Source organism: Bradyrhizobium sp. USDA 4538, assembly GCF_024171045.1.
Taxonomy (GTDB): Bacteria; Pseudomonadota; Alphaproteobacteria; order Rhizobiales; family Xanthobacteraceae; genus Bradyrhizobium; species Bradyrhizobium australafricanum.
In genome coordinates this window covers 4,186,195-4,208,135 of record NZ_JALJZE010000001.1, presented here as the reverse complement: position 1 = coordinate 4,208,135, position 21,941 = coordinate 4,186,195, and the positions used below count along the sequence as shown (strand labels likewise).

20 protein-coding genes are annotated in these 21,941 nt (G+C 64.5%); 11 read left to right on the top strand and 9 right to left on the bottom strand.

Annotated elements, in window-relative coordinates; translation table 11 throughout:
* Positions 1-3: 3 nt before the first annotated feature.
* From cyoB to J2R78_RS18910, 6 genes are read left to right on the top strand one after another with little or no spacing between them, the layout of a single operon-like run.
* Complete coding sequence (cyoB, locus tag J2R78_RS18935; RefSeq protein WP_253606112.1) at positions 4-2,007, top strand: cytochrome o ubiquinol oxidase subunit I; 2,004 nt, start codon at positions 4-6, stop codon at positions 2,005-2,007.
* Complete coding sequence (gene cyoC / locus J2R78_RS18930; RefSeq protein WP_225163208.1) at positions 2,004-2,636, top strand: cytochrome o ubiquinol oxidase subunit III; 633 nt, start codon at positions 2,004-2,006, stop codon at positions 2,634-2,636. Before cyoB ends, cyoC begins: the two co-directional genes overlap by 4 nt.
* Positions 2,633-3,025: a cytochrome o ubiquinol oxidase subunit IV gene (gene cyoD, locus J2R78_RS18925; RefSeq protein ID WP_253606110.1), complete on the top strand. Its 393-nt coding sequence runs from the start codon at positions 2,633-2,635 to the stop codon at positions 3,023-3,025. Before cyoC ends, cyoD begins: the two co-directional genes overlap by 4 nt.
* A 26-nt stretch (positions 3,026-3,051) precedes the next feature.
* On the top strand, positions 3,052-3,858 hold the full coding sequence (locus J2R78_RS18920) for an SURF1 family protein (RefSeq protein WP_375166755.1): 807 nt from the start codon (positions 3,052-3,054) through the stop codon (positions 3,856-3,858).
* Entirely contained in the window at positions 3,830-5,215 is a 1,386-nt protein-coding gene (locus tag J2R78_RS18915) for an ATP-binding protein (protein WP_253606107.1), read from the top strand. The genes J2R78_RS18920 and J2R78_RS18915 overlap by 29 nt, the downstream gene beginning before the upstream one ends.
* The gene (locus tag J2R78_RS18910) at positions 5,205-5,741 is read left to right on the top strand and encodes a response regulator transcription factor (RefSeq protein ID WP_253606106.1); all 537 of its coding nucleotides are present in this window, start codon (positions 5,205-5,207) and stop codon (positions 5,739-5,741) included. The genes J2R78_RS18915 and J2R78_RS18910 overlap by 11 nt, the downstream gene beginning before the upstream one ends.
* Before the next feature lie 58 nt (positions 5,742-5,799).
* On the opposite strand, the gene J2R78_RS18905 is transcribed toward J2R78_RS18910, so the two are convergent.
* Positions 5,800-6,198 (bottom strand): nuclear transport factor 2 family protein, encoded by a 399-nt coding sequence (locus J2R78_RS18905; RefSeq protein WP_057015516.1) that lies wholly within the window; start codon positions 6,196-6,198, stop codon positions 5,800-5,802.
* Positions 6,199-6,392: 194 nt separating this feature from the next.
* Here J2R78_RS18905 and J2R78_RS18900 point away from each other — a divergent pair, with 194 nt between their 5' ends.
* The gene (locus J2R78_RS18900) at positions 6,393-6,812 is read left to right on the top strand and encodes a hypothetical protein (RefSeq protein ID WP_253606105.1); all 420 of its coding nucleotides are present in this window, start codon (positions 6,393-6,395) and stop codon (positions 6,810-6,812) included.
* A 334-nt stretch (positions 6,813-7,146) separates the two neighbouring features.
* Here J2R78_RS18900 and J2R78_RS18895 read toward each other — a convergent pair whose 3' ends face one another.
* From J2R78_RS18895 to J2R78_RS18870, 6 genes are all read right to left on the bottom strand, one after another.
* Positions 7,147-7,701 (bottom strand): hypothetical protein, encoded by a 555-nt coding sequence (locus J2R78_RS18895; RefSeq protein ID WP_156436051.1) that lies wholly within the window; start codon positions 7,699-7,701, stop codon positions 7,147-7,149.
* Between the two features lie 311 nt (positions 7,702-8,012).
* Positions 8,013-8,819: a CarD family transcriptional regulator gene (locus tag J2R78_RS18890; RefSeq protein WP_080686805.1), complete on the bottom strand. Its 807-nt coding sequence runs from the start codon at positions 8,817-8,819 to the stop codon at positions 8,013-8,015.
* A 411-nt stretch (positions 8,820-9,230) separates the two neighbouring features.
* Positions 9,231-9,569 carry a ferredoxin FdxA gene (gene fdxA / locus J2R78_RS18885; RefSeq protein ID WP_016844914.1) on the bottom strand — a complete coding sequence of 113 codons (339 nt, stop codon included), beginning with the start codon at positions 9,567-9,569 and terminating at the stop codon, positions 9,231-9,233.
* Positions 9,570-9,705: 136 nt separating this feature from the next.
* Positions 9,706-9,990: an RNA-binding S4 domain-containing protein gene (locus J2R78_RS18880; RefSeq protein ID WP_076824784.1), complete on the bottom strand. Its 285-nt coding sequence runs from the start codon at positions 9,988-9,990 to the stop codon at positions 9,706-9,708.
* Between the two features lie 30 nt (positions 9,991-10,020).
* Positions 10,021-13,557 (bottom strand): helicase-related protein, encoded by a 3,537-nt coding sequence (locus tag J2R78_RS18875; RefSeq protein ID WP_253606104.1) that lies wholly within the window; start codon positions 13,555-13,557, stop codon positions 10,021-10,023.
* A 584-nt stretch (positions 13,558-14,141) separates the two neighbouring features.
* On the bottom strand, positions 14,142-14,972 hold the full coding sequence (locus J2R78_RS18870; protein ID WP_375167126.1) for a DUF3108 domain-containing protein: 831 nt from the start codon (positions 14,970-14,972) through the stop codon (positions 14,142-14,144).
* A gap of 354 nt (positions 14,973-15,326) precedes the next feature.
* Between J2R78_RS18870 and rpmB the strand changes: the two genes are divergently transcribed.
* From rpmB to J2R78_RS18850, 4 genes are all read left to right on the top strand, one after another.
* On the top strand, positions 15,327-15,635 hold the full coding sequence (gene rpmB, locus J2R78_RS18865) for a 50S ribosomal protein L28 (protein WP_028341882.1): 309 nt from the start codon (positions 15,327-15,329) through the stop codon (positions 15,633-15,635).
* 281 nt (positions 15,636-15,916) lie between these two features.
* Complete coding sequence (locus J2R78_RS18860) at positions 15,917-16,348, top strand: DNA adenine methylase (RefSeq protein ID WP_309145003.1); 432 nt, start codon at positions 15,917-15,919, stop codon at positions 16,346-16,348.
* A gap of 815 nt (positions 16,349-17,163) precedes the next feature.
* On the top strand, positions 17,164-17,391 hold the full coding sequence (locus J2R78_RS18855; RefSeq protein ID WP_028336196.1) for a hypothetical protein: 228 nt from the start codon (positions 17,164-17,166) through the stop codon (positions 17,389-17,391).
* A 299-nt stretch (positions 17,392-17,690) separates the two neighbouring features.
* A complete protein-coding gene (locus J2R78_RS18850) occupies positions 17,691-18,896 on the top strand; it encodes an ABC transporter substrate-binding protein (RefSeq protein WP_253606101.1) in 1,206 nt (401 codons plus the stop codon).
* Between the two features lie 238 nt (positions 18,897-19,134).
* Here the strand turns inward: J2R78_RS18850 and J2R78_RS18845 are convergent, their stop codons facing one another.
* Complete coding sequence (locus J2R78_RS18845; protein WP_253606099.1) at positions 19,135-20,097, bottom strand: alpha/beta hydrolase; 963 nt, start codon at positions 20,095-20,097, stop codon at positions 19,135-19,137.
* Positions 20,098-20,126: 29 nt separating this feature from the next.
* Entirely contained in the window at positions 20,127-21,902 is a 1,776-nt protein-coding gene (locus J2R78_RS18840; RefSeq protein WP_253606097.1) for an NAD(P)-binding domain-containing protein, read from the bottom strand.
* Positions 21,903-21,941: the final 39 nt, after the last annotated feature.

Below are 21,941 nucleotides of genomic sequence, written 5' to 3'. Positions count from 1 at the left end.
CGCATGAATCCCGATCTCGTCAAGATGATCTTCGGTCGCCTCAATCTGGAGGCGCTGCCGATCCACGAGCCGATCCTGGTCGGCACCTTCGCGGTGGTGGCGACCGGCGGCCTCGCGCTGTTTGCGATCGTCACCTATTTCCGGCTCTGGACCTATCTGTGGCGCGAGTGGTTCACCACCGTGGACCACAAGCGCATCGGCATCATGTACATGATCCTCGGCATCGTGATGCTGCTGCGCGGCTTCGCGGACGCGTTGATGATGCGGCTGCAGCAGGCGATCGCCTTTGGCGGCTCCGACGGTTACCTCCCGGCCCATCACTACGACCAGATCTTCACCGCGCACGGCGTGATCATGATCTTCTTCGTGGCGATGCCGCTGGTCACCGGCCTGATGAACTATGTGGTGCCGCTGCAGATCGGTGCCCGCGACGTCTCCTTCCCGTTTCTGAACAATTTCAGCTTCTGGATGACGGTCGGCGGCGCCGTGCTGGTGATGATGTCGCTGTTCGTCGGCGAATTCGCCCGCACCGGCTGGCTCGCCTACCCGCCGCTGTCGAACATCGGCTACAGTCCCGACGTCGGCGTCGACTATTACATATGGGGACTACAGGTCGCCGGCGTCGGCACGACGCTATCGGGCATCAACCTGATCTGCACCATCGTCAAGCTGCGCGCGCCGGGCATGACGATGATGAAGATGCCGGTGTTCACCTGGACCTCGCTCTGCACCAACGTCCTGATCGTCGCCTCCTTCCCGGTACTGACGGCGGTGCTGGCGCTGCTGTCGCTCGACCGTTACGTCGGCACCAACTTCTTCACGAACGACTTCGGCGGCAACCCGATGATGTACGTGAACCTGATCTGGATCTGGGGCCACCCCGAGGTCTACATCCTGGTGCTGCCGGCGTTCGGCATCTTCTCCGAGGTGACCGCGACGTTCTCCGGCAAGCGGCTGTTCGGCTACACCTCGATGGTCTACGCCACCGTCGTCATCACCATCCTGTCCTACCTGGTCTGGCTGCACCACTTCTTCACGATGGGCTCCGGCGCCAGCGTGAACTCGTTCTTCGGCATCACCACCATGATCATCTCGATCCCGACGGGCGCGAAGATGTTCAACTGGCTGTTCACGATGTATCGCGGCCGCATCCGCTTCGAACTGCCGATGATGTGGACGGTGGCATTCATGCTGACCTTCGTGATCGGCGGCATGACCGGCGTGCTGCTGGCGGTGCCGCCGGCCGATTTCGTGCTGCATAACAGCCTGTTCCTGATCGCGCATTTCCACAACGTGATCATCGGCGGCGTGCTGTTCGGCCTGTTCGCCGGCATCAACTACTGGTTCCCGAAGGCGTTCGGCTTCAGGCTCGATCCGTTCTGGGGCAAGCTGTCGTTCTGGTTCTGGGTCTCGGGCTTCTACTTCGCCTTCATGCCGCTCTACGTGCTCGGCCTGATGGGCGTGACCCGAAGGCTCCGCGTGTTCGACGATCCCTCCCTGCAGATCTGGTTCATCATCGCGGGCTTCGGCGCGTTCCTGATCCTGCTCGGCATCGTCGCGATGCTGGTGCAGTTCGCGGTCAGCATTCTGCGCCGCGAGCAGCTGAAGGACACCACCGGCGATCCCTGGAACGCGCGGACGCTCGAATGGGCGACCTCGTCGCCGCCGCCGGACTACAACTTCGCCTTCACGCCCGTGGTCTACGACAACGATGCCTGGTGGGACATGAAGCGCCGCGGCTACAGGCGCCCGCTGACCGGCTTCAAGCCGATCCACATGCCGTCCAACACCGGCACCGGCATCATCCTCGCCGGCCTCGCGACGGTAATGGGGTTCGGCCTGATCTGGTACATCTGGTGGCTCGCCGCCGTCAGCTTCGTTGCGCTGCTCGCGGTCGCGATCGGCCACACCTTCAACTATCAGCGCGACTTCCACATCCAGGCGGATGAGGTGGTGCGGACTGAAGACGCGCGGACACGCGTGCTCGCCGCGGGAGCCCAGACATGAGCGTAGCAACAACCGTCTCCACCCAGGACTCCGAGCCGATCTTTCACGTTGTGGACGAGCACGATCATCCGGAAGGCGCCAGCACCATGCTGGGCTTCTGGATCTACCTGATGAGCGATTGCCTCATCTTCGCGATGCTGTTTGCGACCTATGGCGTGCTCGGCGGTAACTATGCCGCTGGCCCATCGCCGAAGGACCTGTTCGACCTCAAGCTGGTCGCGCTCAACACCACGATGCTGCTGCTCTCCTCGATCACCTATGGCTTCGCCATGCTGACGATGGAGAAATCGAGGATCGGCGCGACGCAAGCCTGGCTCGCCATCACCGGGCTGTTCGGCCTCGCCTTCCTCGGCATCGAGCTCACCGAGTTCGCGCATATGATCCACGAGGGCGCAACGCCCCAGCGCAGCGCCTTCCTGTCGTCATTCTTCACCCTGGTCGGCACCCACGGCCTGCACGTCACCTTCGGCCTGGTCTGGCTGGTGACGCTGATGGTGCAGACCGCGCGCTTCGGCCTCACCGAAGCCAACCGGCGCCGGCTGATGTGCCTCTCGATGTTCTGGCACTTCCTCGACGTGGTCTGGATCGGCGTCTTCACCTTCGTCTATCTCCTGGGAATGCTGCGATGACAAAAGAAGCTCACGCTCTCGAAGCCAACGCCGGCGGGCACGGCCACGACGCTCACGGCGGGGCATCCCATGGCTCGCTGCAGAGCTATCTGATCGGCTTCGGTCTCTCCGTCGTCCTCACCGCGGTGCCGTTCTGGCTGGTGATGACCGGCGCCATCGCCGACAAGCAGGTCACCGCGCTGATCGTGCTGGTGCTCGCCGCGGTGCAGATCGTCGTGCACATGGTGTACTTCCTGCACATGAACACGCGGTCCGAAAACGGCTGGACCATGATGGCGATGATCTTCACCGTGGTCATGGTGGTGATCGCGCTGACCGGCTCGCTGTGGGTCATGCATCATCTCAACATCAACATGATGCCGCTGCACGACATGAGCCAGATGCCGTGACGATGCGGTCTGCCAGACCGTCGCTGTTGCTGCTCACGCTCGGCATGCTGGGCGTGGTGCTGCTGAGCGCGCTCGGGATCTGGCAGATCGAACGCCGGACCTGGAAGCTGGCGCTGATCGAGCGGGTCGAGCAGCGCATGCATGCGGCGCCGGTCGCGCCGCCGCCCCCATCGTCATGGCCGGCGGTCACGGCCGCGAGCGATGAATACCGACGCGTCACCGTACGCGGCACGTTCCTCAACGCCGATGAGACGCTGGTGCAGGCCGTCACGGCCGAGGGCCCCGGCTTCTGGGTGCTGACCCCGCTGCAAGCCGCCGACGGAACCACCGTGCTGGTCAACCGCGGCTTTGTTCCCTCTGATAAACGCGATCCCGCGACACGGCGCGATGGCGAGCGGCAGGGCGCCGTCAGCGTCACCGGACTGCTGCGGATGTCGGAGCCCAAGGGCGGATTCCTGCGCAGCAACGATGCTTCGGCCGGCCGCTGGTATTCCCGCGACGTCGCCGCGATCGCTGCCGCGCACGGACTGTCGAAAGCAGCCCCCTTCTTCATCGATGTCGATGCGACGCCAAATCCGGGCGGCGCCCCGATCGGCGGGCTCACGATCGTGCGGTTTCCGAACAACCACCTGATTTACGCGCTGACATGGTTCGCACTGGCCCTTATGCTGGTGGGCGCGCTCCTGCGCGTCTTCAGCGGCAGGAGCCGCGCCGGCGCCTCCGATCCAAGGTGGGGCTCACGGCGCGCCGCCGTGCGCCGCTTGATCGGCGCAGCCCGCAATCTGTCTCGCGACACAGGCCCAGATGCTCGAGCGCACATCGGATCTGCATGACGACAAGGCCGCGACCGGCGCGGCGGTAACGCCGTCCGCCGCGGGCGCGGCCGCCGGCATGCCGTTCGACCTCGCAGCGCCCGCCGACATCGCGACCAATCGCAAGAACATGGCCCTCCTGGTCCAGCTGCGCTGGATCGCCGTGATCGGCCAGATCGCCACCATCGGCTTCGTGCAGTTCTGGATGGGCGTCGCGCTGCCGCTGCTGCCCTTGGCGGCCGTGATCTCCGGGCTGGTGGCACTCAATGTCGTCAGCCTGCTGTGGCTGCGCTACCGCGCCGACATCAACAACCGCGAGCTGCTGGTCGCGCTGGCGCTCGACGTCGCGGCGCTGACCGCCCTGCTCTATCTCAGCGGCGGCGCCACCAACCCCTTCACCTCGCTCTACCTGCTGCAGGTGACGCTTGGCGCGGTGCTGCTCGATGCGCCTTCGACCTGGTCGCTGGTGGCGCTGGTCTGCATGAACTTCGCCTGGCTGACCAGCTATTACCGGCCGCTCGAGCTGCCGCAGCACGGCTTCGCCGATGCCTTCAACCTCTATATCGCCGGCACCTTCATCGGCCTCGTGCTCGACGCCGTGCTGCTCGTGGTGTTCATGACCCGGATCAACCGCAATCTGCGCGATCGCGACCTGCGCCTCGCGGCGCTGCGCCAGCACGCCGCCGAGCAGGATCACATCGTCCGGATCGGCCTCCTGGCCTCCGGCGCCGCGCATGAGCTCGGCACGCCGCTCGCCTCGCTCTCGGTCATCCTCGGCGACTGGCGCCGGATGCCCGCGCTCGCCTCCGACCCTGAAATGTCGCAGGACCTCGGCGAGATGGAGATCTCGGTGCAGCGCTGCAAGTCGATCGTGACGGGCATCCTGCTCTCGGCGGGCGAAGCCCGCGGCGAAGGCTCCTCGCCGACCACGGTCACGGCGTTCCTGACGGCATTGGTGGAGGAATGGCGGACGACGCGGCCCTCGGCCACGCTGTATTTCCGCAACGCCTTCGGCGCTGATCTCGCGATCGTATCCGACATCGCGCTCAAGCAGGCGATCTTCAACGTGCTCGACAACGCCGCCGAGGTGTCGCGCGACTGGATCGAGCTGATGGCCGAGCGCAATGCCGACACGCTGGTGCTGTCGGTGACCGATCGCGGCCCGGGCTTCTCGCACGAGATGCTGGCGCATATCGGCAAGCCGTATCAATCGACCAAGGGCAGCCCCGGCAGCGGCCTCGGCCTGTTCCTGGTGGTCAACGTGGTGCGCAAGCTGGGCGGCGTGGTGACGGCGCGCAACCGGCCGGACATCGGCGCCGCGGTCAGGCTCGAGCTGCCGCTCTCGACGCTTGCGATCGGAGACCATCTTGACGGATGAACGCCAGCTCCTGATCGTCGAGGACGATGCGGGTTTCGCCCGCACATTGAAGCGCTCGTTCGAGCGCCGCGGCTATGATGTGGCGGTGTCGGCCTCGCTCGACGAGGTCCGCCAGCTGCTCGAGCAGCAATCGCCCGGCTATGCGGTGGTCGACCTGAAGCTCGCCGGCGGCGCATCGGGCCTTGCCTGCGTCGAAGCGCTGCACGCGCATGACCCTGAGATGCTGATCGTCGTGCTGACCGGATTTGCCAGCATCGCGACCGCGGTCGAGGCGATCAAGCTCGGCGCCTGCCACTATCTGGCCAAGCCGTCAAACACCGACGACATCGAGGCCGCGTTCCAGAAGGCCGCCGGCAACGCCGCCATCGAGCTTGGCGCGCGGCCGACCTCGATCAAGACGCTGGAATGGGAGCGCATCCACCAGACCCTGATGGAGACCGACTTCAACATCTCCGAAGCCGCCCGCCGCCTCGGCATGCATCGCCGGACATTGGCGCGCAAGCTCGAGAAGCAGCGGGTGAAGTAGGCGATAGAGGCGGATGACGCCGACGACATCCGCGCATGCGCGCCTGCCTCTTGCTTTGTCACGACATCGCGGCAACATCCGCCGCAGTGTCAATGTACTCCTGAAAGCGGACCGCCTTCCCGTCACGGTACTTGAAAACGTGGGCCCATTCGTTCGTTACAGTCTTGCCTGTTTTCTTTGCCCGCGCCGTGAGTGTACCCAGGACCACGACGGTGTCGCCCTGCTCAATCATCTCACGCGGCGCGAACTCGCTGAATTCCAGATTCTCGCCAACCTGGACGAAGAAGTTTGCAATCTGCTGCTTTCCCTTGAAGGTCCCGGCCCAAGGCAGTTTGTCCTGGGGACCCGGGGTTATCCACGTGCAGTCGTCATCGATCAGATCCCTCATGAGCGTCGGAATGTCACCACGTTGAAAGGCCTCATAACCCTTCCTGGTTGCCTCAACATTGGATGTCATCGAATTTCTCCTCGCTGCAAATTGATGGGGTCAGTTTAATGTCGATCAAATAACGGCAGGGCGGTCAGCATAGCACGCCGCGCTCCCGTTGCCGTCGTCATCCATGAAGCAAGACAAGACGATACTGGTCAGGATCGTTTACGTAGCTTCGAGCGTCATTGCGGCTCGCTTCGCTGCCAGTGTAAAGCGACGGCATGAGTAATGCCGACAAGCTCTTCCAACCCGCCCCTGACAATGCCGACCATGCGGCCATGATCGCGGCGGCGATCCGTTGCATCGACGATTTCACCGACCGCTTCAACGCTCGCGATCTCGCCGGCATGGACGCGCTGCTGCACTTCCCGCACGTCATCCTGTCCGGCGAGCAGCTCGTGATCTGGGATGGCCCGGGCCAGCTGCCGCCGTCGTTCTTCAACGATCTGGCGCGCACCACGGGATGGACGAAGAGCACCTATCAGCGCAAGGAGCCGGTGCTGGTCGGGCCGCGCAAGGTGCATCTGCTGGTCGAATACAGCCGCCACCGCGCCGACGGATCGATTGCCAGCCGTCACCGCAATCTATGGATCGTGACCTCCGAGAACCGCCGCTGGGGCATCGAGCAGCGCTCGTATTGAGCACGCGGCGCGGCAGCATCAACGGCGTAGCCGACGGCTACCGCCGAGCCAGGAAGACCCCCAGCAAGAATGCAACGGCAAGCGATTGAAGCGGAGCCGCCCTGGTCGCTTCACTCAAGTGATGCAGCCACCGATCTTGTTGCGGCAAAGGTTCGAATACGCCGCGCTCAGCCATCTGACGGATCGCCTCTGACGCCTGCTCTATGCGTTGTTCAGGACTGGCAGTTGAAGCAATGGAGTTTTCGTTAGCCATCAGACGAACGGGCCTTCTGTATCAGCACTAACGTCCCTCGATTGCGGACTGTTCCTCGGCTCCTTCACTAAAGCGATGCGCTCAGTCATTCCTGAAGAAATTCGCGAACGGACGCGGCGGGGAGTCATCGTCTTCAGACGCCATGATCGGCACTTCGTGGCGTCGCGCCTGCTCCAAGAGCACCGGAGCTTCGCGGCGTTGCTCGCCTTGTTCGATGCGCCGCTGTTGACGCCTCGCCTGCTCGGTCGCGACGCGCTTCGCCTTGCGTTCGGCGTAGCGCTTACGCCGCTCCTTTTCTGCAATGTCAGATTTTCTCGTGTCCACCACGTCCGCCTGCTTCTCGACAGGCGCTTGTACGTCCTTGACCGGCTCCAGTGGCGGCTGCGGCGGTGAGGCTGCGTCTGGCGTGGCGGGCTCTCGTTGGGTGGCAGGCTGCGGTGGCTGCGCGGCTTCTGCCGTGGATGGCAGGATAACGCGCGCTGGTTCCGCAGGCGCTGGCGAAGAGACGCGCGCGGGGGCGCCGGCAGAATCCTTAAGCGCCGAATTCGCCATGAACAGTCCACCACCGAACCCAGCGCCTAGGATAATAAAAGTTGTTCCAACGCCTGCGAAAAAAATGCCTGCCTTTGATGTCATGGTCCGCTCTCCTCATTGGCGAGCGAACGCGCGAAAGTTACCGGCGTTCCGTTTCGGGATAAGTCGGCAACGAGTGCCGCTGGTCCAAGAGTCCAGCGGCGCGGACAGTTTGGAATATCGATCTGCCCGGGCGAAGATCGCGGTCGAGGGGCTGCAACTTGCGGAGAGCCTGCACCCTCACCCGGATTGCATTTGCCATGCAATCCGACCTCTCCCACCAGGGGAGAGGTAAGCGTGCCCCACGGACACGCCGCCAAAGCAAAAAGCCCGGTCTTGCGACCGGGCTTTTGTTTTCAATCCGTCGAACCCTTTCAGGCGGCTTCGTCCTCGACGGCGGTATCGTCGCCATCGGTATCGGCATCCTCGCCGTCGGCATCGCCCTCGCCTTCACCCTCGGCTTCTGCCTTGGCGCCGCGGCGCGGGCTCTTGGCGAGCTGGCCTTCGATCTCCTTGATCGCCTCGGTCTCGGTCGAGTGCTGCACGACCGCGATCTCGCGCGACAGACGGTCGAGCGCCGCTTCATAGAGCTGGCGTTCGCTATAGGACTGCTCGGGCTGCGATTCCGAACGATAGAGGTCGCGGACCACCTCGGCGATCGCGACGATGTCGCCCGAGTTGATCTTCGCTTCGTATTCCTGGGCGCGGCGCGACCACATGGTGCGCTTGACGCGGGCGCGGCCCTTCAGCGTCTCCAGCGCCTTCTTGACCAGCGCCGGCTCCGACAGCTTGCGCATGCCGACATTGGCGACCTTCGCCGTCGGGACGCGCAGCGTCATCTTGTCCTTCATGAAATTGATCACGAACAGCTCGAGCTTGGCGCCCGCGATCTCCTGCTCCTCGATCGCCAGGATCTGGCCGACGCCGTGAGCGGGATAGACCACGAATTCATTGGCCTTGAAGCCCTGACGCTGCGTCACGACCTTCTTCGGCTCCTCGACGCGCGGCGCGGCGGCCGGCTTGGCGGCAGCCTTCGGAGCAGCGGCGGGGACGGCAGCCTTCGGGGCGGCCGGCTTCGGCGCAGCAGCCGTCTTGGTCGCGGCAGGCTTGGGGGCGACCTTGGCAGCAGCGGGCTTCGCAGCTGCCGCTTTCGCGGCAGTCTTGGCAGTCTTTTCTGGCATCACGCTTCTTTTGTTCTTTGAGGACTTTGCAGCCGCCGCCTTCTTGGCCCCCTTCACGGAAGCCTTGGCACGGCCCTTGGTTGCGCTGCGAGCAACGACAGCGGCTTTTTTCGTCGTCTTTGAAGCACTCTTTTTACGCGTTTTCTGTGACACAGCCTGCGCGCGGAAACTGCCACGCCCCTGTTCGAGTTTGCGGGAACCTCGAAGCCACAAGGTACGCATGGCAGGGGGTTCTTGGCCTGTAATGTGTCAGATATAGCACATTTTCCGCAAAAATCAATGGTTTACGCCCGATTCCGGGCATAACAGGGGCCGTTCAGGTCATATGTCCGTCATTAGGGTTAAATCGGCGGCCGAACGGAGGGCCGCGGCGGACCAGAGCCCGACCTTACCACGGTATTCCCTGGCGAATCAGTCGCCGCTGCCGGGATTCGGAGAAAAATATTTCTCGAACTTGCCTTCCTTGCCTTCCCACTCCTTGGCGTCTTCCGGCGAGTCCTTCTTCTGGGTGATATTGGGCCAGCTCTTGGCGTAGTCGCGGTTGACCTCGAGCCACTTTTCCAGGCCCGGCTCGGTGTCCGGCTTGATGGCGTCCGCCGGGCATTCCGGCTCGCACACGCCGCAATCGATGCATTCGTCGGGATGGATGACCAGCATGTTCTCGCCCTCGTAGAAGCAATCGACGGGGCAGACCTCGACGCAGTCGGTATATTTGCACTTGATGCAGGCTTCAGTGACGACGTAGGTCATCCAAAACTCCGGAACGATCGGTTTTTCTGGGGTTGCGTAGCGCAGGAATACCGGGGCCGCAAGGGAAGCGGCCCTCGAAAAACGCCAGTATTCTCACGCTCCTGCCACCCAAATTGAGATAGCAAGCGCTAGATAACTACTCCTTACCGGCCTGCAAATTGCCGGCCTGCAAATCCTCGTACAGCACCCGCGCCGAACTGGCATCGCCGCGCCGCTCGGCAAAGCCGATCACCTTGAGCACGCGGACGCTGTTGTCGAGCGCGACGGTGACGACATCACCCGCCTTCACCGCATGGCCCGGCGATTTCTCACGCGCGCCGTTGATCCGGACATGACCCGATACGACGAGTTCAGCGGCGCTGGTGCGGGCCTTCACCAGGCGCGCATGCCACAGCCATTTGTCGAGGCGCTGTCGATCCAAACTAGACCAAGCGTTAAACCAAGGGTTGGACTATTCCTTCCGGCCTGCGAGCTGCTCTTTCAGGGCAGCGAGCTTGGCGAATGGCGAATTCGGATCGATCGGCCGGTCGCGCTCGCGCGGCGCGCTCGAGGCGTAGGGCCGATGCGACGGGCCGCCCTCGCGCTTGTCGCGGCCGCCCTTGCCGAAATCGCGGCCGCCGCGATCACGATCGCCGCGCTCGCCCTTGCGGTCGCCGCCGAACTTGTTGTCGCGGCGACGCTCGTTGTCGCGGTCGCGACCCTTGCCTTCGAAGCGCTCGCGGCGCTGACCCTTGTCGTCCCTGTTGTCGCGGGCCTGCGCGCCTTCGGCGGGGGCCGCAGCCGGATCCGCGGGCGCGCCCGGACGCGGCGCGCGGAAATCCTGGTGACGGCGCGGACGGCGATGCTGCTCGCGCTTGCTGTTGCCCCCCTCACCGCCGCCTTCGGCGGCCTGGGCGCCCTCGGCGGGCTTGCCCTGGTGACGGCCGCGGTTCCGATCGTGGCCGCGATGATGCGGACGGCGCTCGTCGGAGCGGCCACCGGGACGCCAGACTTCGACCAGCTGCGGCTCGGCCGGCGTCTCCGCGGCGGCGGCAGTGGCTTCAGCTGGTGCTGCCTCAGCACTCGCGGTCTCCGCGGCCGCCTCAGTGGCGGTCTCGGAGGGCGTCTCTGCAGTGGCTTCCACGGCAGGCGCGGACTCGGATACCGCTTCCGAAGCGGGCGCCTCAGCAGCGGGCTCTTCGGCGACAGCGGCGGGCTCCGCGGCAGCTTCTGCCGCCGGCTCGGGCTTGGTCTCGACGACGACCGGCGTCGCCTCGCTGGACACCACCTCGGCAAAGCCGACATCGGGCAGCAGCGCGGCCGACGGTGCGGGATCGCCCGACACTGGCTGATCCGTGGCGGCCTCCGGCGCTTCGGCCACAACCTCGGCGGTGGCACCAACCGGCGCATCCACGGCGGCCTCAGAGGTCGCCTCGACTGGCGGCGTCTCGGCGGCGACCGTCTCGGTGGTCTCGGCCACGGCCTCCGTGGTCTCGGCTACGGCCTCCGTGGTCTCGGCCGGCGCGGCCTCGACGGGCTTCGGCGGCAGCGGCGGACGGCGGTCCATGCGGTAGCCGAGCGCGCGCAGGATCGAGGCAAAATCCTCGCCCGCGGAGCCGGTCAGCGAGGTCATCGCCTGCGTCACGACAAAGCCGCGGCCGTCGAACGCGCCCGCGGGCTTCTCGCCCGGCGAGGTCTCGCGCCAGGCCAGAGCGGGGCGGATCAGGTCGGCGAGCCGCTCCAGGATGTCGACGCGCACCGCGCGCTCGCCGCACTGGCGATAGCCGAGCACGCGATAGGCATCGCGCGGCAACGCCTTGTCGACCGGGAACGAGGTGCGGCCGCTGGAGGCCAGATGCTGCACATTCGACAGCGCCGCCATGTCGGCATTGCTCTGCTTCTCGGCCCACAGCAGCGAGGCCAGCGAGCGCGCCGCGGGCTTCAAGAGCTGCGGGAAATAGATGTGGTAGGCGCCGAACCGCACGCCGTATTTGCGCAGGGCCGCGCGCGAGGGCTGGTCGAGATCCTTCATCTCGGCCGCGATCTTCGCGCGTTCGAGCACGCCGAGCGCCTCGACCAGCTGGAAGGCGATGCCGCGGGCGATGCCCTGCAGGTCCTCGGCCTTGGACAGTTCGAACAGCGGCCCGAGCAGCTTTTCGATATGCGTCTTGAGCCAGAGATCGAGCCGGGTCTGCACCGCTTCGCGCGAGGCGCCGGTCAGCCGCTCGTCGGAGATGATGCGCAGCCGCGGATGCAGCGCGTCCTCGGCGGACACCAGCTTGGCGACCGCATCGCCGGTCCAGCGGATGGTGCCGTCGGAGGTCAGCACGAACTGCTCGTCGGGGGCGGCGCCCAGTTTCTCGGCACGCGCATCGATCTCGCGCGCCAGCACCTGCTGGGCGGCGGCTTGCAGCGCCTTGGCGTCGCTGCCGGCCTCGGCCGCATCAGGTGCGAAGGTGAAACCATCGAGCCGGCCGATCACGTGGCCTTCCACGATCACTTCACCGGTCTTGCCAATTTCCGTATTCAAAACTGAGTTCTCCCGCAGGCGGCGCATCAATACACTGGTCCGCCTGTCAACGAAACGCTCCGTGAGCCGTTCATGCAGCGCATCGGATAATTTATTTTCGAGCTCGCGCGTGATCCCCTGCCAGTGGTCCGGGTCGTAGAGCCAGTCCGGCCGGTTGGCAACAAAGGTCCAGGTCCTGATCTGCGCGATCCGGCCCGATAGCGTGTCGATATCGCCGTCGGTCCGGTTGGCCTGGTCGACCTGGGCGGCAAACCATGCGTCAGGGATACGCCCCTTTTGCATCAGGAAGCTATACAGCGTGGTCACGAGTTCGGCATGGGCGGCCGGCGACAGCTTTCGGTAGTCCGGAACCTGGCAGGCCTCCCACAGCCGCTCCACCGCGGCCGCCCCATGCGCGAGATTGCGCACCTCGGCGTCGCGCGCGACATGCTCGAGCACGCGCAGGTCCTCGGCCACCGGGGCCCGCGTCAGTGCCTCATGATTGGGCGACAGCGCCAGCGACACCTGCAACGCGCCGAGCGAGGCGAAGTCCAACTTCGCGTTGCGCCATTGCAGCACCTTGACGGCATCGAAGGTGTGGTTCTGCAGCGCGTTGACGAGCTCCGGCTCGAACGGCGCGCAGCGCCCGGTGGTGCCGAAGGTGCCGTTGCGCGTCGCGCGGCCGGCGCGGCCGGCGATCTGCGCGAATTCGGCCGGCGTCAGCCGGCGGAACTGATAGCCGTCATACTTGCGGTCGGAAGCGAAGGCGACGTGATCGACGTCGAGATTGAGCCCCATGCCGACCGCGTCGGTGGCGACGAGATAATCGACGTCGCCGTTCTGGAACATCGCGACCTGCGCATTGCGCGTGCGTGGCGACAGGGAGCCAAGCACCACGGCCGCGCCGCCATGCTGACGGCGGATCAATTCGGCGATCGCGTAGACTTCGTCGGCGGAGAACGCGACGATCGCCGTTCTGCGCGGCTGCCGCGTGATCTTGCGGTCGCCGGCGAATTCGAGCTGCGACAGCCGCGGCCGCGTAATGATCGAGGCACCCGGCAACAGCCGCTCGATCATCGGCCGCATCGTCGCCGCGCCGAGCAGCAGCGTCTCGTCGCGGCCGCGGCGATTGAGGATGCGATCGGTGAACACATGCCCGCGCTCGAGATCGGCCGCGATCTGGATCTCGTCGACCGCGAGAAACGACACATCGAGATCACGCGGCATCGCCTCGACGGTCGAGACCCAGAAGCGCGGCGCCTTCGGCTTGATCTTCTCCTCGCCCGTGACCAGCGCGACATTGTCGACGCCGGCACGATCCGCGATCTTGTTGTAGACCTCGCGCGCCAAGAGCCGCAGCGGCAGCCCGATCAGGCCGGACGAATGCGCCAGCATGCGCTCGATGGCCAGATGCGTCTTGCCGGTGTTGGTCGGCCCGAGCACCGCGGTGACGCCTGCACCGGGCACGCGGTCATTTCCGAACGAAGTTGAGAAAACCATATTTTGCAGGTTGTTTCTTTTGGTCGATGCGCCGCTGTTAGCCGTCATTGCGAGCCAACGGGTCGCGCGAATGCGCGCCCGATGACAGGCTCCGCTGAAGCAATCCATTCGGACCGCTTGCCGCGATAGTGGATTGCTTCGTCGCTTCGCTCCTCGCAATGACGCTGAAATCCGGAAACTGATCGATCATCGACACCATCTGCGGCGAAATCTGTCTCACAATGCGACGCTTTCCGCGCCTCCCTTAAGCTCTGGAACGACTCTAGAACGAATCGCGGCCGAATCGCTGACTCCATTCCGGGCTCGAAACGTTCACCGCAACATCTCGGGTAGGCTGACGGCGGCGGCACTAGATCAAGTTTGAGAGGGCTCCACAAGCACAGGATATGCGGACTGAATTCCTTAAGTTCCAGGGGCGTCCGAGTCGAATCAGAAGCGGACAAGAGTCAACTGGATTCCGGTGACGTTCGTTGCATGCCCCGCACGCTGAGTGCCCCGTCATTCCGGGGGGCGCGCAGCGCGAACCCGGAATCTCGAGATTCCGGGTTCGATGCTTCCGCATCGCCCCGGAATGACGGCACGATCTACTGCGTCTTCGCCACGCGCGGCGGCGCGGCTGTGGTGACGAACGAGGTGGCTTCCAGCATGGCCTGGCCGAGCGGGGTCGGGATCGTCATGCGGAACGGCACCAGGAGGCGAGTGCCGGCGATCGGCACGAAGGCGATCTCGATGTTGCGCTGGGCGGCGAGATATTTGATCACGGGCCGATCCGGGATGTAGCCCGAGATCGGCACGAAATAGAGCGCGCAGACCAGCGCCGGGCCGTGATAGCCGCGCTCGGCCTTGACGATCTCGACCCGCTTGAAATCGAGCTTGAGGTCATAGCGCATGCGGCCGTCGAAGATGCCGGCGCCGCTGCGGCAGATATCCGGGCTCATCAATTCGGCATTGCCGGGTGCGCGCAGGAACGAGCCGGTCATCGGATCGAACACGTTCTTCTTCTGCGCATCGGTCACCGGCAGGCGGTCGGGATCGACCGGCGGCTCCGGCTCGATCGCGGATTCCTTGATGCCGCCATTGGCCAGCACCATCCGGATCGTCTCCGACTTCTTCGAGGTGGTGGTGGTCGCGGTATAGGACGAGGCGGCCAGCGCGCCGTTGACGACGCGGCCCTGCGAGGCGCCCGCGCCGGAGCCGCCGGAAAACGCCTTCAAGAGGCCCGCGGTGCCGCCCTGGGCCGAGGCGGAGAAGCTGTCGTCGCCGACTTCGATGGTCCAGCTGCCCTTGCCGACCGGGATACCGGCGAGCGTCGCCTCATACTGGGCGTCGAGCCGCCCCTGCGCGCTCGCACGCTCGGCGCAGAACAGCAGCAATGCGCCCGCGCACAGGCCGAGCAGCCGGCCGAGCGGGGGCAAAATGGCAATGGCGGTGGTCACTTAACCTACCTGACGGTCCTGCTATCGGCGCTCTATCCGTTGTCCATTTCGGCGTTCAATTCGGCCGGACAACAAGGCGCATCTTGTATGGAACCTAGACTTGCAGCCGAATACGCCCTTTATATGGTTGCCATATCCGCCGTTAAGTGGCTGGAAGACCTTATGAACCGGCAATTCCGGTGCCCCGCATGCGGCGATATAATCTTGACGCTCGGGTATTCTCCCCCTATACACCCGCGGTTCCTGGAAAATGGACGCGAATTCAAAACCCCCGCGCGGGCCGTGTGATTGCACGCCCTTCGAGCGGCGGGGATGCAATAAGGATTTTGTAAGATGTCCCGGCGCTGCGAACTGACGGCCAAGGGCCCCCAGACGGGCCACAAGGTGAGCCACTCGAACATCAAGACCAAGCGGCGCTTCCTGCCGAACCTGGCCAACATCACCTTCATCTCCGAAGCGCTCGGCCGCAACGTGCGCCTGCGCGTCTCGACCAACGCGCTGAAGAGCGTCGACCACAATGGCGGCCTCGACGCCTACCTGCTCAAGGCCAAGGCCGACGTGCTCTCGCCCCGCGCCCTCGACCTGAAGCGCGCGATCGAGAAGAAGGTCGGCAAGCCGGCGCCGGTGAAGAAGGCGAGCTGAGCGAAACGCGAGAGCGGAATTCGCGGAGAGTTTTGGAACGGCCGGGTCGATGACCCGGCCGTTTTTGTTTTGGCCGAGCCTCAGTCAAGCGCTTGGCGAGTAGCAACCCGTCTCGAGTTTTGCACCGCGCCATCAACGCTTCGCGCCTCCACCCAAGAAGGTTGTATTGACATCCAACCGGAGATTGCGAGCAGTAGCACAAAGCAGAATCAGGAGGTTAGCTCGCATGGCGAGGGGTAGGCGTGCAACAAGCGCGAGAAGAGATCGACCGGAGGTAGTTGGTGCCAGCCCTAAGGATCTTCCCGTCCTGGGGACCCTTGTCAGCGAGAAGCACGAGCGCATCTCTGAGTACAAGCGACGCAAACCGCGATTGCTACAAAAGAAAGTCGGCCCTACCGAAGTTGAGACCTATCTTTCTTCGGGCTGGACAGTCCGAAGATCCTCCCTACACAGTGCTCCACAACACAAACGGCTTTGTGAAGTACAATCAAAAGATATTCACGTGGAAGGATCAGATCCGGCTGCGAGATGAGGTACGTGCTGCCGCAGAGCGGGGAGCAAAATGCCTCGTTACAAACGCCAACCATCCGAGCATCGCCGAGCTCTATGCTGGTATTGGCACTCCGCACACGCTTGAGCGTCCAAGTGTTATCTCCGGGTCTTCGGGGTCGCGAGGCAGGTATTCAGAGCTAGCTATCACCGTGGGCTACTGACGGACTCGTCGAACGAGCAGCATCGGATCGATTCGCAAAAGTGGGCTTGGAATCCTGCCGTGCATTTCGCCGTTACCTAAGGCGACCAGCAACATGTCCGTCCGCCAACGGCCCGTTTCAACGCGACCCTGCCCAGCCCCGCGAAGAAAATATTCCTCTTCCTCGACGCCCCAACTCGCGAGTACGAGCACCGCGTCCTGCCTCCTCTGAGAGGGGCGCATCGCACGCACACCCCCCTCTCCCGCCGTCTGACAGGTGAATCGGTCCGACCGACGCGCGTACACGACGAGACGCAAGTAGATTCTTCTTTGTGTAATCACGCGTGAAGCAAAACAATCCATCGCAATCGGCATTGAGAGATGGATTGCGTCGTTGCTGCGCTCCTCGCAATGACGGAGCCATCATTGTCATCTGCTGCCAATGACAGCGGTGTCATCGGTTGTCACTGCGTGAATCTATGTTGACGCCTTCTAAGCGAGTGAAGAAACGCTTAACGCCCGCGCCTGACCAACCAAGAATGCCTATAAATAAAGGCAAAAGCGGCTCGTCGCGCCCGTTAATCACAACATCACTGCGCATCATCACGAGCGCATGAGGCGCATGCAAAACGCCACGATCTCTTCCAACTATTAGTGTGCAAACAAGCCGTCCTACACGAATGCGATTCGACGCGGTACGCCGCATCGTCTCGAAGACCGTGAGGGACATCACGGCCAGCACAACTGATTGTGAGGCATGTGCGCCGCACTCTTGGGAAGAAGCCTGGCCGTTCCTATGTCACGTCCAAAGAACGACCCCGATAAAGGAATTGCTCGATGCAAGTTCGCGCAGCCGATCCGCGCGGAAGACTGGTGCCTGCGATTGCAACCGCCGCCGTGGCGGTGCTCGCCACGGCCGCCCTCGTCATCCTCGAATTCAACCCGCCGCGCAATGTGCAGGCCGCGGCCGAGCCCGGCATGATCACCTCCGCCGCCGCGAGCCGCGCAGGCGCCACCGTGCTGCCGACCGATCCGGTGACCACCGGCAGCGTGCGGGTGCGCTGAGGCGCGACTCTCTCATCATCGTCGTCCCGGCCGAGTGCGCAATTGCGCACGGGAGCCGGGACCCATTATCACTAAAGTTTGCCGTTACGCGGAATGTTGCCCCAGCGTCGCTCCAAATAGGCAGTTGGGGTAATGGGTCCCGGCCTTCGCCGGGACGACGCTGGTGGTTACACCGCCCCGCCATCGCACCAGCCGCATTTTCGCATCCCTGCCCCGGCGTCTCGTCGCAAGCCCACCTCGCTCGACCTGCGTAAGCTCTCCCTCGCGAACAAAACAAAAAAGCCACAGGGAGGCTCACGATGATCTGGAAGGCCATTGCGGCAACAGTCGCGCTTGCGCTCGCGACACAGGTTCACGCCGCCGAAAAGAAATATGGCACCGGCGCCAGCGACACCGAGATCAAGCTCGGACAGACCTCGCCATTCTCCGGCGCGGCGTCGGCCTACAGCGTGATCGCGAAGACGCAGGCCGCCTACTTCAGGATGATCAACGACCAGGGTGGCGTGAACGGGCGCAAGATCAACCTGATCACGCTCGACGACGGCTACTCGCCGCCGAAGACGGTGGAGCAGACCCGCAAGCTGGTGGAGCAGGAGGAGGTCGCCGCGATCCTCAATCCGCTGGGCACGCCGACCGGCCTGGCCGTGCGCAAATATCTCAACGACAAGAAGGTGCCGCAGCTGTTCGTCGGCGCCGGCGCCACGCTGTGGGGCGACTACGCGCATTATCCGTGGACGATCGGCTTCCAGCCGTCGTACCAGGCCGAGACCGCGGTCTACGCCAAGTATGTCCTGACCAACAAGCCGGACGCCAAGATCGCGCTGTTCTACCAGAACGACGACGCCGGCAAGGATTACGGCAACGGCTTCAAGAAGGGGCTCGGGCCGGAGAACACCGCGAAGATGGTGGTGGCGGAGACGACCTATGAATCGACCGATCCGACGGTCGACAGCCAGATCGTGAAGCTGAAATCCTCCGGCGCCAACGTGCTGTTCATGCACGCGATCCCCAAGCAGGCGGCGCAGGCGATCAAGAAGATCGGCGAGATCGGCTGGAAGCCGGATTTGTTCTTCCTCGCGGCGACCTCGACCTCGGTGTCCTCGGTGCTGAAGCCGGCCGGCTTCGACTATTCCAGGGACATCATCTCGTCCTACTCGCTGAAGGATCCGAACGATCCGCAATGGAAGGCGGACCCGGACGTGATCGCCTGGCAGGACTTCATGAAGAAGTATTTTCCGGACGGCAATCTGCAGGACCAGCTGATCGTCTACGGCTATGTGGTGGCGGAGGCGACGGTGCAGGTGCTGAAGCAGTGCGGCGACGACCTCACCCATGAGAACATCATGAAGCAGGCCGCCAATCTCGACATCGCGCTGCCGATGTTCCTGCCCGGCATCAAGGTGAAGACCTCGCCGACCGACTATTTCCCGGTCGAAGCGATGCGGCTGCAGAAGTTCAACGGCGAGACCTGGCAGCTGTTCGGCGACACGATCGGGAATGATTGAGGGGGTTAAACGCAAATCCATCCACATCGTCGTCCCGGCGAAAGCCGGGACCCATTACCCCGACTGGATGGCGTGGCGCGACGCTGGGGCCGCAGCCCGCTGCAATAACAGGCTGCGGTGGTTATGGGTCCCGGCCTTCGCCGGGACGACGAGGAGGTTAGAGTCCGTTCGCCAACAAAGGCCGGGACGACGCGGAGGTTAGAGTCCCATTGCCAACAACGACCGGGACGACCGGAGATTAGACGCCCCGCTCCAGCAACACCCGAAAATCCGCCCGCGCACGCTGCGCCTCCGCGCGTGCGGCCTCCGAGGCATCGCCAAGACCAAAGTAGCCGTGAATCAGCCCCTCGCCGGAATGATACGCGACCGGCACGCCGGCCGCCTGCAACGCCTCGGCGTAGGCATGGCCCTCGTCGCGCAGCGGGTCGAACCAGGCTGTGGTGACCACCGCCGGTGCCACGCCCGCGAGGCTCTTCGCGCGCAGCGGCGAGACGCGCCAGTCGGCGCCCTCAGCCTTGCCGGCGAGATAGTGCCCGCAGAACCACTGCATCGTCGCCCGCGTCAGGAAGTAGCCGTCCGCATTCTCGGCGCGTGACGGAAATTTGGCGTTCTCGGCCGCGTCGGCAAAATTGCCGACCACGTCGGTGACGGGATAGACCAGCAATTGCCCGGCGAGCCTGATGCCGGCGTCGCGGCAGGCCAGCGCGGTGGCGGCGGCGAGATTGCCGCCCGCGGAATCGCCGGCAACGCCGACGCGGGCGAGATCGCCGCCGAATTCATCGATCCGCGCGACCACGTCGCGGATCGCGGCGAACGCATCCTCGAAGGCCCCTGGAAAGTGCGTCTCCGGCGGGCGGCGGTAATCGACCGAGATCACGACAGCGCCGGTGTCGATCACGAGGTTGCGGGCCTGGCGATCATGCGTCTCGAGATCGCCGGCGACCCAGCCGCCGCCGTGGAAGAAGATCACGGTCGGCGCCGTGCCGCGGCCGTTGCGATAGAGCCGCGCGCCGAGCTTGCCGGCGGCGCCAGCGACCTCGATATCGCGTGCCACGTCGACCGGCGGCGGCGGCACCGCCTTGCGCGCCTCCGCCAACGCCCGGAGCGAATCGCGACAGCTCTGCGGCGTCATGGTTTCGGGATCGCGCAGCGGCAGCAGCGGGATGATCTTCTCAATGACGGGGTCGAGCGGAAGCGGCATGGGAGTCTTTCAGTGCGAGTGCGTGGAGTTCAGGTGAGTTGCTTGGAAAGCGTGCCGGCCTCGATCGCTGCGATCTGCAGCGCGATGAAGCGGCTGTAGATGCGGGCCTGCGAGAACGCGCCGCCGGCGAACCAAAGGCCGGGCTGCGGCGTGCGTGTCCACATGTTGCGCAGCTCTTGCGTCGCATCGTCGAAGCCCCAGACCCGGCCGACGCGCTCGGCGACGTCCTCGCCGAACAATCTGCCGACCAGATGGTCCGGCCCCTTGTAGCCGGTAGCGAGCACGAACAGCTCGGCGCCGAGCGACGTGCCGTCCTTCAGCGCAAGACCGGTGGCGGTGATATCAGCGATGTCGGCGGCCTGGATCAGGCGGATCTTACCGTCGGCGATCAGCTCGGAGCAGCCGACATTGAAGTAATAGCCGCCGCCGCGGGAGCGGAACTTCAGCGGCCAGCCGGTGCCGTCCTCGCCGAACTCGAGCCGGAAGCCGGCGCGCTCCAGCCGCGACAGCAACGACGCATCGAGCCGCTTCACCTCGTCGGTGATGATCCTGTGCGCGATCTTCATCACCGGGAGCGGCACGCCGGAATTGAGGATGTCGCGCACCTCGATCGCCGGTCCGTCGCCGAGATAGGTCTTGTCGTAGAGCTGCGCGGGCTCGACATTGACCACCATGGTCGGGCTGCGCTGCACCATGGTGACGTCGGCACCGGCGGCGTGCAGCTCCTGGCAGATGTCATGCGCGCTGGTGCCGGTGCCGAACACGACGACCGAACGCCCGGCCCATTCGCGCCCGGCCGCGAAGGCGCTGGAGTGCAGCACCTTCCCCTCGAAATTCCCGATGTCGTCGATCCTGGGAATGTTCGGCGTGCCGCTGACGCTGGTCGCGAGCACGATGTGCTTCGGATGCAGCGTGCGCGGGCCGCTGGTCCCTTGCAGCGTCACGGTCCAGCGCTGCGTCGTATCGTCATAGCGCGCGCCTTCGAACGAGGTCTCGGTCCAGAAGTCGAGCTCCATGATGTCGACATGGCTTTCCAGCCAGTTCGCGATCTTGTCCTTCGGGATGTAGTCCGGAAAGCTCGGCGGGAACGGCAAATAGCGAAACAGATTGACTGGCGTCTTGTTGTGCAGCTTGAGGCCGCGATACCGCAGCCGCCAATTGTCGCCGATACGCCGCTCGCGATCGACGATCAGGGCATCGAGCCCGATCCGCTTGCACTCGACCGCGGCCGCGATGCCGGCATGGCCGCCGCCGACGATCAGCACATCGGGCTCGCGGTCGGCATAGGCGCGCGAGGCCTGCCGCTGCTCCAGCCAGTCGGGTGCGGCGAAATCGCGCGCATGGGATTGCTCGGCGGCGCCGTCGGCGCGCGCCTCGCAGATGCGGTTGAAGTCGAGCATCGTGGAGAACGTCCACGCCACGGAATTTCCGTCAGCATCGTGGAGCAGCCGCACCGCGCCGGTGCCGGGGCCATTCGATGTGTCGAAGGTGAAGACAGCCTCGATCGCCTCGCGTCCGGCCACCACGGCCTGCCGCGGTATCAAGGCACGGTCATCGAGACGAAATCCGCGCGCGCCGGCCGCTTCAGCGCGCGCAAGCAGTTCGGCAACGACGCGCTGCCGCCCGCTGAAGGTCGCAAACTGCCAGGAGATGCCGAAGATATTGCGCCAGTGGCTCTCCGGCGCAAACAATGCGGATAGAGCCTCCGTGGAGCGGCTCGCGAGCGCCGCATCCAGCGCGCCGATCCATCGCTCAGCGGCAAGTTCAGGCGCGTCCTCCGTGGCCGGGTTCAGTTTGTCCAGCATGATCGTGCTTTCTCGGGAGCAGTTGCCGTCTATCTGACA